Origin of the sequence: Kitasatospora sp. NPDC001527 (genome assembly GCF_040298605.1) — a bacterium.
In the GTDB taxonomy this organism is placed as follows: Bacteria; Actinomycetota; Actinomycetes; order Streptomycetales; family Streptomycetaceae; genus Kitasatospora.
Genome location: NZ_JBEPAM010000013.1, coordinates 158,767 through 175,219 on the forward strand (window position 1 = coordinate 158,767; position 16,453 = coordinate 175,219).

A 16,453-nucleotide genomic window follows, 5' to 3' on the forward strand; every position below is an offset into this window, starting at 1 on the left:
GACACCGTGCCGCCCCCCGTACGGCGCAGCGCCCTCAGGCGCCGGCCAGTGGCTTCACCCAGCGCGTCCACTGCGGTTGCGGCGCGTACCCACCGGCCCGCCACGTGCGGTGGCCGAGCGCGTTCCCGTCCAGCACCATCGCGTCCACCCGCCGCCCGCCGAGCGCCGCGAACCGTTCCTCCGCGGCCGCCAGCAGGGCCGTGCCGATGCCGCGCCGGCGGTGCTCCGGGGCGACGGCGAGCCGGTACAGGTGACAGCGCCAGCCGTCCCAGCCGGCGATGACCGTGCCGAGCAGCACGGCCGGATCGTCCGCCGGGACGGCGACCAGCAGGCACTGCGGGTCGCGGGCGAGCAGCGCCGCCACGCCGTCGGCGTCGTCGGTGATGCTGGTGCCCTTGGCCGCGCGGGCCCACAGGGCGAGCACGGCGGGTATCTCGTCGGGGACGGCGGTACGCACGAGGAAGTCGCTCATGTGCGGGTGTCTACCAGGACCGCGCACCGGGCGACCGTGAATTTCACGGGCCGGACGGGCCGGACGCCAACTCCCACACCGTCGTCGTCTTCAGCGCCGCGTCCTCCAGGTCCGCGACCACCGGCACGTCGTACGCGGCCAGGGCGGTGAAGCGCTCGCGCGGCAGGTAGGCGCGGCCGGGGTCGCCGACGATCACGGTGGCGCCGCGTGCCCGGGCGCGCTGGAGGAACGGCAGGAAGCGGGCGGCCATCGCCCGCTCGTAGAAGACGTCCCCCGCGAGCACCACCTCCGCCGGCGCGCCGTCGCCGTCCAGCAGGTCCTCGACGGCCGCGGCCACCCGCACGCCGTTGGCCGCCGCGTTGACGCCGATGGCGGCGACGGCGTACGCGTCGATCTCGGCGGCCCGTACCGAACGGGCGCCGCACAGCGCGGCCGCGATGCCGACCAGCCCGCCGCCCGCCGCGAGGTCCAGCACCGTCCGGCCGGCGACCAGCTCCGGGTGGTCCAGCACGTAGCGGGCCACGCCGACGCCGCCCGCCCACGCGAAGGCCCAGAACGGCGGCGGCAGTCCGCGCTCGCCGCGCGCGGACTCGGTGGTCTCCCACAGCGCGATGGCGTCCTGCGCCATGTACAGCCGCACCTCGGGCACGAACGGCACCGGCCCGATCTCGGTATGCGCCCGAACGAACTCCTGATCCGACAACATGGCCGCCCCCGAACCCACCGGGCGTGTCTCGCTCAGCATGCGCAGCAGCATAAGGCCCCCGGGCGGGTGCTCCGTCCCCGCCGCCGGGGGCGCGGACCCGGGCGGCCGGCGAAGTGCCGGCCGCGCCGGCCACGCGGGGTGAGGGCGGGTCAGCCGGTGGTCTCGGCGGCGGCCCGGAAGCGGTTGATCGCGTCGAGGTGCCGGGCGCGCAGCTCGTGGTCGCGCACGCCCATGCCCTCCTCCGGGGCCAGGCAGAGCACGCCGACCTTGCCCTGGTGGAGGTTGCGGTGGACGTCGTAGGCGGCCTGTCCGGTCTCGTCCAGGGTGTAGGTGCGGGAGAGCGTCGGGTGGATCTTGCCCTTGGCGATCAGCCGGTTGGCCTCCCAGGCCTCGCGGTAGTTGGCGAAGTGCGAGCCGACGATGCGCTTGAGCGACATCCACAAGTAGCGGTTGTCGTACTGGTGGGTGTAGCCGGAGGTGGAGGCGCAGGTGACGATGGTGCCGCCCTTGCGGGTGACGTAGACGCTGGCGCCGAAGGTCTCCCGGCCGGGGTGCTCGAAGACGATGTCGACGTCCTCGCCGCCGGTCAGCTCGCGGATGCGCTTGCCCAGGCGCTTCCACTCGCGCGGGTCCTGGGTGTGCTCGTCCTTCCAGAACCGGTAGCCCTCGGCGCTGCGGTCGATGATCGCCTCGGCGCCCATCGCCCGGCAGAGCTCGGCCTTCTGCGGGCTGGAGACCACGCAGACCGGGTTGGCCCCGCCGGCGAGGGCGAGCTGGGTGGCGTAGGAGCCGAGGCCGCCGCTGGCGCCCCAGATCAGCACGTTGTCGCCCTGCTTCATACCGGCGCCGTTGCGCGAGACCAGCTGGCGGTACGCGGTGGAGTTGACCAGGCCGCAGGCCGCGGCCTCCTCCCAGGTCAGGTGGGCGGGCTTGGGCATCAGCTGGTTGGACTTCACCAGCGCCAGCTGCGCCAGGCCGCCGAAGTTGGTCTCGAAGCCCCAGATCCGCTGCTCCGGGTCGAGCATGGTGTCGCCGTGGCCGTCGGCGGACTCGAGTTCCACCGACAGGCAGTGGGCGACGACCTCGTCGCCGGGCTTCCAGGCGTTGACCCCGGCGCCGGTGCGCAGCACGACGCCGGCCAGGTCGGAGCCGATGACGTGGTAGGGCAGGTCGTGCCGCTTGGCCAGGGGCGAATGTCTGCCGTAGCGCTCCAGGAAGCCGAAGGTGGGCAGCGGCTCGAAGATCGAACTCCACACCGAGTTGTAGTTCACGGAGCTGGCCATGACGGCCACCAGGGCCTCGCCCGGGCCGAGTTCGGGCACGGCCACCTGCTCGACGTGCAGGGACTTGCGCGGGTCCTTGTCCCGGCTGTTCATGCCGGCGAACATCTCGGCGTCCTGCTTGCGGACCGTCACGGCGCGGTAGGACTCGGGGACGGGCAGGGCGGCGAAGTCCCGCCGGGTGGCTTCACCGGACACGACGGCGTTCAGGATGGATTCCACGTCGATCACCTCAAGGCGGCTGAGTACTGCGACAGATGGGAGGCGGTGGGGGAAGGCCCGGCCCTCGCCGAACGGAATCGCGGGGCGCACCGGCCGCCATCGTAGGACCCGAGGACCCCCTACTCGGCCGTCCCACCTCCCCTAAAGCAGCCAGAGCAGGTCGGGTTCCGGACACATTTCTTCGACAAAGGCCCGGTTTTCCGGATAGCCAACGTGCAGGTCACTGATACCCGGCCGACCACCGCCGTTCATCGGCCGATGCAACGAACGGTGCGGGAGCGGCAGTTGTCCGGCCGGCCGGCCCGGCGTCCGCCCCGCGCAACTGGCTGAAAATGTGTCACTGCAGTGGTTTATCCCGGAAGAGGCCGTCATGTACACCCCTATCCTCGCCCCCCGACACCCCTATCTTCCCCGGAGATCCTGCGCCGCCCGGCCGGATCCGACACACCGACAGCTCCCGGCCACCGGCTCTTGTGTACGAAGAAACCGGTCGAGGTCATCCTATTGATCGCCACCGGTGTCACTCGGGTACCATCCCCCCAACTGTCGCCAGTCTTACGGGATACGCCCGTGGCGTCTGACCTTCGATCGGAGTCTTGAGGATGCTGACCGGCAGAGGCGAGCAACTCACCAAGCTGGCTGATGAATTCTTCCGGTGCCTCTCCCGCAATGCAGGTGTCGTCGTTATCCAAGGTCCAGCTGGATTTGGCAAGACAGCAATCTTAACGGAATTCGGACGACAGTTGGAGCACAGTCGGGCAGTGGTTCTGCGCATCACCGGGAACCCCGGGGAGCGCGAGGTCCCGCTGGCGGCCCTGCGCCAGCTGCTGCACGACCCCGGTCTGCCGGCCGCGGCGCACGCTCCGCTGCGGGCGGCGCTGGGCGTGCGGAACCCCGTCGGCGCCGCTCCCGCCGACCCCTCCGCCGCGGCCGGTCCGGCGGAGGCCGAGGCCCCCTCCGGCCAGCACGGCTTCTGTCTGGCCCTCCACGACCTCACCTCCCGCATGCCCGTGGTGGTCCTGGTGGACGACGTCCAGCACGTCGACTCGGCGACGCTGCGCCACCTGCTGGCCGCCACCCGCACCATGCACGGCGGCCCGATGCTGCTGGTCTTAACGGAGTCCGCCGTCCACGAGCGGTGCGGCGACCCGGCGCTGCGCACCCTCTTCCTCCAGCACCCGAACCGGCGCCGGATCATCCTGCCCCCGCTGCGCCCGGACGACGTGGCCGAGGTGCTCGGCGAGACCTTCGGGACGGCCGAGGCGCACCGGGTCGCCGCGTCCTGGCACGCCGTCAGCGGCGGCAACCCGCTCCTCCTGCGGGCCCTGCTGGAGGACCACCACACCGCCACCGCCCAGGCAGTGGCCCCCACCACCGGCGAACCCCAGGCCGGTGAGGCCTTCATCTCCGCGGTGCGCAGCATCCTGCGGCGCTCCGGCCCGATCGCCGAGGACCTGGTGACGGGGCTGTCGGTGCTCGGCCGCGCGGCGTCGCCCGACCTGCTGAGCCTCATGCTGGACGCCAGCCGCGGCACCGTGATCCGCGGCATCCAGGCCCTGAACGCGGTCGGGCTGACGGACGGCTCCACGCTGTGCCACCCGCTGGTGCAGACGACCCTGCGCGACGAGATGGCGCCGCAGGCCCGCGCCGCCCTGCACTGGCGGGCGGCCGAGGTGCTGCACCGCGTCGGCGCCGACAACCTGGAGGTCGCCGCCCACCTGCTGGCCGCCGGGACGTCCGCCTCCCTCCAGGCGTGGGCCGTCGACGTCCTGCGCCACACGGCCGAGCAGGTGCTCGCCTGCGACGTGCCGCTCGCGGTGCGGTACCTGGAGCTCGCCTGCGCCGCCAGTACCGGCCCGGCGCAGCGCACCGAGATCCGGCTCAGGCTCGCGGCCGTCCTGCTGCGCCTGGACCCCTCGGCGGTGGAGACCCACCTGGTGGAACCGCTCACCCTGCTGGGCAGCGACCGGCTCCCCGCGTCCTGCGCGGGCCCGCTGGCCCGGCTGCTGCTCGCGCTGGGGCGGGTCGAGGAGGCGCGGCGGACGCTGCGCCGCTTCGGCGGCGCGGACCAGGACGATCCCACCGCCGCGCAGGTGCCCGGGACGTTCGACGGCGCGCTGATCGGCTCGACGCTGACGAGTGCGGCCTACAGCTCGGCCGCGCCGGCCGTGACGCTGCCCGGCCCCACCCCGGCGCGCCCGGTCCGCAACGAGCCGGTCGCCCTGGTGGCCGAGGGCTCGCTGCAGCTGCTCGCGCTCACCGAGGCGACCTTCGAACCCGCCGTGACGGCCCTGTCCGCCCTGGCCGGGGGAAGCCGCGGCTCCACCGAGATCGAGACCTGGTGGCAGCTGCTGACCGGCGAGGCCCAGGGGTGGCAGACACCGGGCTGGCGCACCATACTCGCCATGATCCGCAGCGAGATCGCGCTGTGGCAGGGCGATCTGAACAAGGCCGTGGAGCACGCCTCCGACTCCCTGGAGGGGATCGCCGAGGAGGTCGGGAACGTGTTCGCCGCGGGGGCGATCGCGACCCAGATCCTCGCCTTCACCGCCATGGGGCGGCTCAACGCGGCGGCCCGCCAGCTCAGCCGCCCCGTCCGCGACAGCGTCTTCCGGAGCATCTACGGCCTGAAGTACCTGCGGGCGCGGGGGCACTACTACCTGGCGACCGGCCGGGCGCACGCCGCGCTCGGCGAGTTCCTCATGGCCGAGCGGCTCGCCAAGCAGTGGAACGTCGACCAGCCCGTGCTGCTGCCCTGGAACCTGGACGCCGCGGAGGCGTGGCTGCGCATCGGCGAGCGGGAGCCGGCCGAGCGCCTGATCAGGAGCCAGCTCAAGGAGATCGGAAGCTCCCGCATCCGGGGCACCGCGCTGCGGCTGCACGCCGGTCTCAGCGAGCCCGCGCTGCGCCCCCGGACCCTGGCCCTGGCGGTGGCGGAGCTGGAGCGCTCCGGCGACCGGCTCGAACTGGCCCGCGCGCTGGCCGACCTCGGCCGGGCGCACCGGGCGATGGGCGAGTTCAGCCGGGCCGGCACGATCACGGACCGGGCCTGGCAGATGGCCAAGGAGTGCGGGGCCGACGCGCTGTGCGAGGCGATCCGGCCGGGCCGGCTGAAGGCGCACGAGCGCTCGCAGGCGGACGACAGCGAGGCCAGCCCGCTCGCCAAGCTCAGCGATTCGGAGATCCGGGTCGCCGCCCTGGCGGCGCAGGGGTCCACGAACCGCGAGATCGCGGCCGAGCTGTACATCACCGTGAGCACCGTCGAACAGCACCTCACCCGGGTGTACCGGAAGCTCAACATCCGCGGACGGCGGCAGCTCATGATGGACTTCGGCGTGGACCGGGTCTCCATGGCGGCCGGATTCGCTTGACGGAATCGACGCACCGCCCGATCCGGCTCGGGCGGTGCCCCATTGTCTTCAACGCCGTTGGTGCGGCATCGAATTGATCGGCCGCACGTTCACCGCCCGATTGCCCGCCGCCTTCGGGCCGTTCAATGCTGCCCGCACAACCGCGGCCGGCGGAACCCCCGGAGAACCCCTTAACCGGCGCGAATAGCGGTAGGGGTGGCATTCGGGGAACTAGGGGTTGGTCGGCCCCCGCCCCCGGCGATAGCCTCCCACCAGCTCCAACTGCCCATCTTTCTTCCGCATTTGATTTTCCTGTGGAGAGGCGATCCGAGTCGCGATGTCTGGGAACAGCGAGATGCACAACGATCCGATCGCCGTCGTCGGACTGGCCTGCCGCCTTCCGCGCGCCACCGGTCCGGAGGAATTCTGGGCAGTGCTCCGTGACGGCGTCGACGCCATTACCGGAATACCCGGGGACCGCTCCGGGATCGCCGGGGCCGCCCCGGAAACCGGCCGGGGCGGATTCGTCGAGCAGATCGACCGGTTCGACCCGGCGTTCTTCGGGATATCGCCGCGCGAGGCCGCCGCCATGGACCCGCAGCAGCGTCTCGTGCTGGAGCTCGGCTGGGAGGTGCTGGAGGACGCCGGCGCCGTCCCCTCCTCCCTGGCGGGCAGCCGCACCGGCGTCTTCGTCGGGGCCGTCGCGGACGACTACGCGGCCCTCCAGCACGGGCTGGGCCTGCCGGGCCTCACCCAGCACTCGCTGACCGGACTGCAGCGCGGCGTCATCGCCAACCGCCTCTCCTACGTCCTCGGGCTGCGCGGCCCCAGCCTGGTCGTGGACACCGGCCAGTCCTCGTCGCTGGTCGCCGTCCACCTGGCCTGCGACAGCCTGCGGCGCGGGGAGTCGCACGTCGCGCTGGCCGGCGGGGTCAACCTCAACCTCGCCCCCGAGAGCTTCGCCGGCGCCTCGAAGTTCGGCGCCCTCTCCCCCGACGGCCGGTGCCACACCTTCGACGCCCGGGCCAACGGGTACGTCCGGGGCGAGGGCGGCGCCCTCGTGGTCCTCAAGCCGCTCTCCCGGGCGCTCGCCGACGGCGACCGGGTCTACTGCCTGATCCACGGCTCGGCGACGAACAACGACGGCGGCGGGCTCAGCCTCACCACGCCCGACCGGGCCGGGCAGGAGGAGGTCCTGCGCGAGGCCTACCGGCTGGCCGGGGTCGACCCCGCCGAGGTGCAGTACGTGGAGCTGCACGGCACCGGCACCAGGGTCGGCGACCCGGTCGAGGCGGCGGCCCTCGGAGCGGTCCTGGGCGCGGCCCGGTCCGCCGGAGGACCGCTGCGGGTCGGCTCCGCGAAGACCAACGTCGGCCACCTGGAGGGCGCGGCCGGCATCACCGGCCTGCTGAAGGCCGTCCTCTCGCTCCACCACCGCGAACTCCCGCCCAGCCTCCACTTCGAGACGCCCAGCCCCGCCATCCCGCTGGACGCGCTGAACCTCCGCGTGCAGACCGAGCGCGAGGTGTGGCGGCGTCCCGACGGCGGACCGCTGATCGCCGGCGTCAGCTCGTTCGGCATGGGCGGAAGCAACTGCCACGTGGTGCTGTCGAGTTGGACGGACGCCGAGCAGCACTCGGCGCCGGCCGGCAGCGGTTCCGTGGTCCCGTGGGTGGTGTCGGGCGCGTCCGCGGCGGCGCTGCGGGCCCAGGCCCGGCGGCTGGGCGAGCACGTGGCGGCCTCGCCGGAGCTGTCGCCGGTCGACGTCGGCTTCTCGCTGGCGACCGGCCGGACGGCGTTCGGGCACCGGGCTGCCGTGGTCGGGCGCGACCGCGAGGAACTGCTGCGCGCTCTGGAGGAGTTGGCGTCCGGTGACGCGGCGGGCACCCGGGCGGCCGACGGGTCGACCGCGTTCCTGTTCACCGGTCAGGGTGCGCAGCGTGTCGGCATGGGCCGGGAGTTGTGCGCGGCGTTCCCCGTCTTCGCGGCCGCCTTCGACGAGGTGTGCGCGGCGGTCGACGAGCACCTCGACCGGCCGCTGAACGAGGTCATCACCTCCGACGCCGCCGCGCTGGAGGGCACCGGATACGCCCAGGTGGCGCTGTTCGCGATCGAGGTCGCGCTGTTCCGCCTGGTCGAATCCTGGGGCGTGCGCGCCGACTTCCTCGTCGGGCACTCGGTCGGCGAACTCGCCGCCGCCCACGTCGCCGGCGTCTGGTCGCTCCAGGACGCCTGCGCGCTCGTGGCCGCCCGCGGGCGCCTCATGCAGGCCCTGCCCAACGATGGCGCCATGGTCTCGGTGATCGCCTCCGAGGACGACGTCCTGCCGCACCTCGCCGGTCACGAGGGCCGCGTGTCCATCGCCGCCGTCAACGGACCCACCGCCACCGTCCTGTCCGGTGAGGAGGACGCCGTCCTGGCCATCGCGGAGGCGGGCGGCTGGAAGTCCACCCGCCTGCGGGTCAGCCACGCCTTCCACTCACCCCTCATGGAGCCGATGCTGGAGGAGTTCCGGCGGATCGCCGAGGGTCTCAGCTACCACGAGCCCACGATCGCCCTGATCTCCAACGTCACCGGCGACGTCGCCGACCCGGACCTCGTCCGATCGCCCGACTACTGGGTGCGCCACGTCCGCGAAGCCGTCCGCTTCCACGCCGGCATGACCACCCTGAACGCCCGCGGCGTCACCCGCTACATCGAGTTCGGCCCCAACGCCGTCCTCACCACCATGGGCCAGAACTGCGTCCCCGACGGCGAGTTCATCGCCCTCCTGCGCAAGGACCGCCCCGAGGAGGAGTCCGCGGTCGCCGCGCTCGGCCGGATGCACAGCGCCGGCCTGACCGTCGACTGGACCGCCGTCTTCCCCGGCGCCCACCGCGTCGACCTGCCCACCTACGCCTTCCAGCGCGAGCGCTACTGGCTCGACACCCCGGTGCCCGAGCTGGACGCCGCCGGCGCCGGGGAGCCGTCGGCCTGGCGCGACCGCCTGGCCGCCCTCCCCGACGAGGCCGGGCAGCAGGAGGCCGCCGAGGAACTCGTCCGCAAGCACGCCGCGTTCGTCCTCGGCCACGCCGCCCCCGACGCGATCGACACCGGCCGGGCGTTCAAGGACCTCGGCTTCGACTCGATCGGCGCGGTCGAACTGCGCAACCAGCTGAACGCCGCCACCGGCCTGCGGCTGCCCGGCACGGTCCTCTTCGACCACCCCACGCCCGCCGCCCTGGCCCACCACATCCGGACCTCCGCGGCGGACCTCCCCGCCTCGCCCCGGCCTGCCGCCGCCCCCACCGCCGCCGCCCCCACCGAAGACGAGGGCGAGCACGACCACGACCCGATCGCGATCGTCTCGATGAGCTGCCGGCTCCCGGGCGGCGTGCGGACTCCCGAGGACCTGTGGGAGGTGGTCGCCGCCGGCCGGGACGTCGTGGCGGGCTTCCCCACCGAGCGCGGCTGGGACCTCGCGGACCTGTACGACCCCGACCCGTCCAAGCAGGGCAAGAGCTACGTCCGGGAGGGCGGCTTCCTGCACGACGCGGGCTGGTTCGACCCCGCCTTCTTCGGCATCAGCCCCCGCGAGGCCCAGGCCATGGACCCCCAGCAGCGGCTGCTGCTGGAGACCTCCTGGGAGGCCCTGGAGCGCGCCGGCATCCGGCCCGCGGCGCTGCAGGGCAGCCGCTGCGGGGTGTTCGTCGGGGCGATGCCCCAGGACTACGGGCCCCGGATGGAGGAGCCGTCGGAGGGGCACGAGGGCTACCTGCTGACCGGCAGCACCACCAGCGTCATCTCCGGCCGGATCTCCTACACCCTCGGCCTCGAAGGCCCCGCCGTCTCGGTGGACACCGCGTGCTCGGCCTCCCTGACGGCCATCCACCTGGCCGTCCAGTCGCTGCGCCGGGGCGAGTGCTCGCTGGCGCTGGCCGGCGGTGTCACCGTGATGTCCAGCCCCGGCATCTTCGTCGAGCTGAGCCGCCAGAAGGCACTCTCCGCCGACGGCCGCTGCAAGGCGTTCTCCGCGCGGGCGGACGGCACCGGCTGGGGCGAGGGCGCCGGCATGATCCTGCTGGAGCGGCTGTCCGACGCCCGCCGCAACGGCCACCAGGTGCTCGCCGTGATCCGCGGCAGCGCCGTCAACCAGGACGGCGCGAGCAACGGCCTGACCGCCCCGCACGGCCCCTCGCAGCAGCGGGTGATCCGGGCCGCGCTCGCCGACGCGGGCCTGTCCCCCCGGGACGTGGACGCCGTCGAGGCGCACGGCACGGGCACCGCCCTCGGCGACCCGATCGAGGCCGGGGCGCTGCTCGCGACGTACGGCCAGGACCGGGCGGACGGGCAGCCGCTGTGGCTCGGCTCGCTGAAGTCCAACTTCGCCCACCCCCAGGCGGCGGCCGGGGTGGCCGGGGTCATCAAGATGGTGCTGGCCATCCGCCACGGCCTGCTGCCGCAGACCCTGCACGTCGACGAGCCGTCCCCGCACGTGGACTGGTCGGCGGGCGCGGTCGAACTGCTCACCGAGGCGACGCCGTGGCCGTCGACCGGGCGCCCGAGGCGCGCCGGCGTCTCCTCCTTCGGCATCAGCGGCACCAACGCCCACGCGATCATCGAGCAGGCCCCGCAGGAGGCCGACGCCCCGCCCACGGCGCAGGAGCCCTCCGCCCCGCTCCCGTGGACGCTCTCCGGCCGGACGGAGCGCGCGCTGCGCGCCCAGGCCGAACGGCTGCGCGAGCACCTCGCGGCCCACCCCGCCGCCGGGCTCGCCGACACCGGCTACTCGCTCGCCACCGCGCGCACCGCGTTCGGCCACCGCGCCGCGATCGTCGCGGACGACCGCGCGGGCTTCCTGCGGGGCCTCGACGCCCTCGCGGAGGGCGCGAGCGCGGCCGAGCTGGTGCAGGGAACGGGCACCGGCCGGCGCAAGGTCGCCTTCGTCTTCCCCGGCCAGGGCTCGCAGTGGCTCGGCATGGCGCAGCAGCTGTGGCAGGACTCCCCGGTCTTCGCCGGGCAGTTGCGGGCGTGCGCCGAGGCGTTCGAGCCGTTCATCGACTGGTCGCTGCTCGGCGTCCTGCACGACGAGCCGGACGCGCCCTCGCTGGAGCGCATCGACGTGATCCAGCCGACGCTGTTCGCGGTGATGGTGTCGCTGGCCGCCGTGTGGCGGTCGTACGGGGTCGAGCCCGCGGCCGTGGTCGGCCACTCGCAGGGCGAGATCGCGGCGGCCTACATCGCCGGCGGTCTGACGCTGGAGGACGCGGCCCGCATCGTGGCGGTGCGCAGCCTGCTGTGGTCGGAGCTCAGCGGGAAGGGCGGCATGATGGCCGTCTCGCTGCCCGCCGACGAGGCCCGCGAGCGGATCGGGCGCTGGTCCGACCGGCTGTCGATCGCCGCCGTCAACGGCCCGAGGTTCGTGACCGTCTCCGGCGACCCGGGGGCGCTCGACGAGCTGCTGGCCGAGCTGGAGGCCGAGGGGGTCCAGGCCCGCCGGATCCGCGGCGTCGACACGGCCGGCCACTCCGCCCAGGTGGAGGTCCTGCGCGAGCGCATGCTGGAGGGGCTGCGGACGGTGGCGCCGCTGGCCTCCGCCGTCCCGTTCTACTCGACCGTGACCCGCGAGCGGCTGGACACCCGCGGGCTGGACACCCGGTACTGGTACCGGAACATCCGCGACACGGTGGAGTTCGAGCAGGCCGCGCGGGAGCTGCTGGCCGCCGGCTTCACCGGGTTCGTCGAGTGCAGCCCGCACCCGGTGCTGCTGACGGCGCTGCAGGAGATCGCCGAGGACGCCGGCACCGAGATCGCCGCCGTCGGTACGCTGCGGCGCGACGAGGGCGGAGCACGGCGCTTCGTCACCTCCCTCGCGCAGGCCCAGGTCCAGGGGATCGAGCCGGACTGGGAGGCCGTCTTCGCCAGGTACGGCGCGCGGCGGGTGGAGCTTCCGACCTACGCCTTCCAGCGCGAGCTGTACTGGCTCGACCGGCCCGCTCCGGGCGGTGACGTGTCGACGGCGGGCCTGGACCCGGCCGACCACCCGCTGCTCGGCGCCGCGGTCGCCCTGGCCGGCGCGGACGGCCACCTGTTCACCGGCCGGCTGGCCCTGCGGACGCACCCCTGGCTCGCCCACCACACGGCCCTGGGCACCCCGGTGCTGCCGGGCGGCGCCTTCGTCGAACTCGCCGTCCGCGCGGGCGACCGCGTCGGGTACGAGCGGATCGAGGAACTGGTCGTCGAGGCGCCGCTGGCGCTGCCCGCGCAGGGCGCGGTGGTGATCCAGGTCCGGCTGGGCGCGGCCGAGGACGACCGCCGCACCTTCGAGGTGTTCGCGCGGCCGGAGCAGGACGGCACGGAGCAGGACCGCGCCGAGCAGGCCGGGGCGGAGCAGCCCTGGCAGCGGCACGCCACCGGCCTCCTGGCGGCCGGCGGCGGCGCGGCCGAGCCGTTCGACCTGGCGGCCTGGCCGCCGGCCGGGGCCGCCCCGGTCGAGGGCGAGCGGGCGGACGGGATCACCGCCCTGTGGCGGCTGGGCGACGAGGTCTACGCGGAGGTCTCCCTCACCGAGGACACCGCGGGCGAGGCCGCGCTGTTCGGCCTGCACCCGGCGCTGCTGGAGGCCGCGCTGGGCGCGGCGGACGCGCTCGGCCGCGAGGACGGCGCCGCGGGCGCCGGGCAGGAGGGCCGCCTGGCGTTCGCCTGGAAGGGCGTCTCGCTGCACGCGACCGGTGCCTCCGCCCTGCGGGTGCGGCTGACCCCCACCGGCCCGGACGGGATGTCCCTCGCGCTCGCCGACCCGACCGGCCGGCCGGTGGCCGCCGTCGAGGAGGTGGCGCTGCGCGCGACGCGCCCGGAGGAGCTCCGGGGCGGGCGCCCCGCGTTCCACCGGTCGCTGCTGCGCGTGGACTGGAGCCCGGTGCGCGGCGGCGGATCCCCGGGGTCCCGCCGCTGGGCGGTCCTCGGCGACGACGGCCTCGCCCTGCGCGCCGGCCTCACCCTGCCGGCCTTCGACCCGGACGCGGACCTCACCGAGGTGCCGGAGGCGGTGCTGGTCGCCTGCGCCCCGCCGCAGGACGCCGCCGCCGGGACGGCGGAGGCCGTCCGGGAGGTCACGCACCGGGCCCTGGCGCTCGCCCAGCGCTGGCTCGCGGACGAACGGCTCGCCTCCTGCCGGCTGGTGTTCGTGACCCGGGGCGCCGTCGCGGCCGCCCCCGGCGAGGACGTGCCCGACCTCGCCCACGCCGCGCTGTGGGGGCTGATCCGCTCGGCGCAGACCGAGGAGCCGGACCGGTTCGTCCTGGTCGACCTGGACACGGCCCCGGAGTCGCTGCGCGCGCTGCCCGCCGCGCTGGCCTCCGGCGAGCCCCAACTCGCCCTCCGCGAGGGCGCCGTGCTCGTCCCCCGGCTCGCCCGGGTGCCGGCCGGCGCCCCGGCCGCCCGACCGTCCTTCGACCCGCGGGGCACCGTCCTGATCACCGGCGGGACCGGGACGCTGGGCGCCCTGGTGGCCCGGCACGCCGTGGCCGAGTACGGCGTGCGGCACCTGCTGCTGACCAGCCGGCGCGGGCTCGCCGCGGCGGGCGCCGAGGAGCTGCGGGCCGAACTGGAGGCGGCCGGCGCCTCGGTGACGGTGGCCGCGTGCGACGTCGCGGACCGCGCGGCGCTCGCCGCCCTGCTGGCCGGCCTCGACCCGGCCCACCCGCTGACCGCGGTGGTCCACACGGCCGGCGTGCTGGACGACGGCGTCCTCGCCGCCCTGACCCCGGAACGGGTCGACGCCGTCCTGCGGCCCAAGGTGGACGCGGCGGTGAACCTGCACGAGCTGACCGCCGGGCTGGACCTGACCGCCTTCGTGCTGTACTCCTCCGTCGTCGCCACCATCGGCGGCGCCGGACAGGCGAACTACGCCGCGGCCAACGCGTTCCTGGACGCCCTGGCCCGCCGCCGCCGGGCCGCCGGCCTGGCCGGCCAGTCGCTGGCCTGGGGCCTGTGGGCCGAGCGCAGCACCATGAGCGTCCACCTGGACGACACCGATGTGCAGCGGATGGCCCGCTCCGGCATTGCCGCCATGCCCTCCGCGGAGGGCATGGCCCTGTTCGACACCGCGCTCGCGGTCGGCGACGCCGCGCTCGTCCCGGCCCGTACGGACCTGGCGGCGCTGCGGGCCCAGGCCGACACCCGGCCGGTCCCCCACCTGTTCCGGGGCCTGGTGCGCACGCCCGGCCGGCGGGCGGCGCAGGGCCCCGCCGACTCCGGCGCCTCCTCGCTGGCCCAGCGGTTGGCCGCCCTGCCCGCGCCGGAGCGCGACCGGTTCCTGCTGGACCTGGTGCGCTCGCACGCCGCGGCCGTGCTCGGCCACGGCTCCCCGGAGGCGATCTCCCCGGCCCGGGCGTTCCGCGAGGTCGGCTTCGACTCGCTGACCGCCGTGGAGCTGCGCAACCGGCTGAACACGGCCACCGGGCTGCGGCTGCCGACCAGCCTGCTGTTCGACTACCCGACCCCCGAGGCGCTCTCCGCGCACATCCGCACCGCGGCCCTCGGCGAGCCGGACGCCGCCCACGCGCCGGCGGCGGGCACCGCTGCCGCGGCGGCGGACGACGACCCGATCGCCATCGTCGCGATGAGCTGCCGCCTGCCCGGCGGCGTGCGGAGCCCGGAGGACCTCTGGCAGCTGGTGGCCGACGGCGGCGACGTCATCTCCACCTTCCCCACCGACCGGAACTGGAACGTCGAGGAGCTCTACGACCCCAACCCGGACCAGCGCGGCAAGACCTACGCCAAGGAGGGCGGGTTCCTCTACGACGCCTACGACTTCGACCCGGAGTTCTTCGGGATCTCGCCCCGTGAGGCGCTGGCGATGGACCCCCAGCAGCGGCTGCTGCTGGAGACCTCCTGGGAGGTCGTGGAGCGCGCGGGCATCGACCCCGCCGCCCGGCGCGGGACGCCGACCGGTGTGTTCATCGGCACCAACGGGCAGGACTACGCCTCGCACCTGCGGCAGCTGCCGGAGGACCTGGAGGGCTACCTGCTGACCGGCAAGGCCGCCAGCGTGGTCTCCGGGCGCATCGCCTACGCGATGGGCCTGGAGGGCCCGGCGGTCACCGTCGACACGGCCTGCTCCTCGTCGCTGGTGGCGCTGCACCTGGCGGCGGAGTCGCTGCGCCGGGGCGAGTGCTCGATGGCGCTGGCCGGCGGTGTCACCGTGATGTCCACCCCCAGCCTGTTCATCGAGTTCAGCCGGCAGCGCGGGCTGGCCCGCGACAGCCGTTCCAAGGCGTTCTCCGCGGCCGCCGACGGAACGAGCTGGTCCGAGGGCGCCGGCATGGTCCTGCTGGAGCGGCTGTCGGACGCGCGGCGCAACGGGCACCAGGTGCTCGCCGTGCTCCGCGGCAGCGCGATCAACCAGGACGGCGCGAGCAACGGCCTCAGCGCGCCGAACGGCCCCGCCCAGCAGCGGGTGATCCGGGCCGCGCTCGCGAACGCCGGGCTGGAGCCCGGGCAGGTCGACGCCGTGGAGGCGCACGGCACCGGGACGACGTTGGGCGACCCGATCGAGGCCGGCGCGCTGCTGGCCACCTACGGTCAGGGGCGTTCGGAGGACCGGCCGCTGTGGCTGGGTGCGCTGAAGTCCAACATCGGGCACACGCAGGCCGCTTCCGGTGTGGCGGGTGTGATCAAGATGGTGATGGCGATCCGGGAGGGCGTGCTGCCGCGCACCCTGCACGCCGACGAGCCGTCACCGCACGTGGACTGGTCGGCGGGCGCGGTCGAGCTGCTGACCGAGGCACGGCCCTGGCCGCAGACCGGCGCCCCGCGCCGGGCCGGCGTGTCGGCGTTCGGCATCAGCGGCACCAACGCGCACGCCATCGTGGAACAGGCACCCGAGGTCGCCGACGAACCATTGACGGCGCCGGGCAGCGGTCCCGTGGTGCCGTGGGTGGTCTCCGGCAGGACCGCGGCGGCGCTGCGGGCCCAGGCCGAGCACCTGCGCGCGCACGTCGCCGCGTCGCCCGAACTGTCGCCCGTGGACGTCGGCTTCTCGCTGGCGACCGGCCGGACCGCCTTCGAGCACCGCGCGGTGGTCGTCGGACACGACCGGGAGGAGCTGCTGAGCGCCCTGGAGGACGCTGCTGGCACGCAGGCCGTCGACGGGCTCACGGCGTTCCTCTTCACCGGCCAGGGAGCGCAACGACTCGGCATGGGCCAGGAGCTGCACGCGGCGTTCCCCGTCTTCGCCGACGCGTTCGACGAGGTCTGTGCCGTTGTCGACGAGCACCTCGACCGGCCGCTGAACGAGGTCATCACCTCCGACGCCGACCTGCTGGAGGGCACCGGCTACGCCCAGGCGGCACTGTTCGCGATCGAGGTCGCGCTGTTCCGCCTCGTCGAATCCTGGGGCGTGCGACCGGACTTCCTCGTCGGACACTCGGTCGGCGAACTC

At 74.6% G+C, this 16,453-nt stretch carries 5 protein-coding genes and 1 pseudogene; 2 read left to right on the forward strand and 4 right to left on the reverse strand.

Annotated features, from left to right (window positions below; genetic code table 11):
- Window positions 1–34: 34 nt before the first annotated feature.
- The 4 genes and pseudogenes from ABT238_RS16295 to ABT238_RS16310 all read right to left on the reverse strand — a co-directional run.
- Window positions 35–472: a GNAT family N-acetyltransferase gene (locus tag ABT238_RS16295; protein ID WP_350759493.1), complete on the reverse strand. Its 438-nt coding sequence runs from the start codon at window positions 470–472 to the stop codon at window positions 35–37.
- 43 nt (window positions 473–515) lie between these two features.
- Window positions 516–1,217 carry a class I SAM-dependent methyltransferase gene (locus tag ABT238_RS16300; RefSeq protein WP_350566089.1) on the reverse strand — a complete coding sequence of 234 codons (702 nt, stop codon included), beginning with the start codon at window positions 1,215–1,217 and terminating at the stop codon, window positions 516–518.
- Window positions 1,218–1,327: 110 nt separating this feature from the next.
- Window positions 1,328–2,686, reverse strand: a complete 1,359-nt coding sequence (ccrA, locus tag ABT238_RS16305; protein WP_350759656.1) for a crotonyl-CoA carboxylase/reductase — start codon at window positions 2,684–2,686, stop codon at window positions 1,328–1,330.
- A 138-nt stretch (window positions 2,687–2,824) separates the two neighbouring features.
- Window positions 2,825–2,932: pseudogene (locus ABT238_RS16310) on the reverse strand (metallophosphoesterase); the annotation flags it as partial.
- 350 nt (window positions 2,933–3,282) lie between these two features.
- Here ABT238_RS16310 and ABT238_RS16315 point away from each other — a divergent pair.
- Both ABT238_RS16315 and ABT238_RS16320 read left to right on the forward strand, forming a co-directional pair.
- Window positions 3,283–6,051 (forward strand): AAA family ATPase, encoded by a 2,769-nt coding sequence (locus tag ABT238_RS16315; RefSeq protein WP_350566281.1) that lies wholly within the window; start codon window positions 3,283–3,285, stop codon window positions 6,049–6,051.
- A gap of 334 nt (window positions 6,052–6,385) precedes the next feature.
- A partial coding sequence (locus ABT238_RS16320; RefSeq protein ID WP_350759518.1) for a type I polyketide synthase occupies window positions 6,386–16,453 on the forward strand: 10,068 nt, incomplete at its 3' end.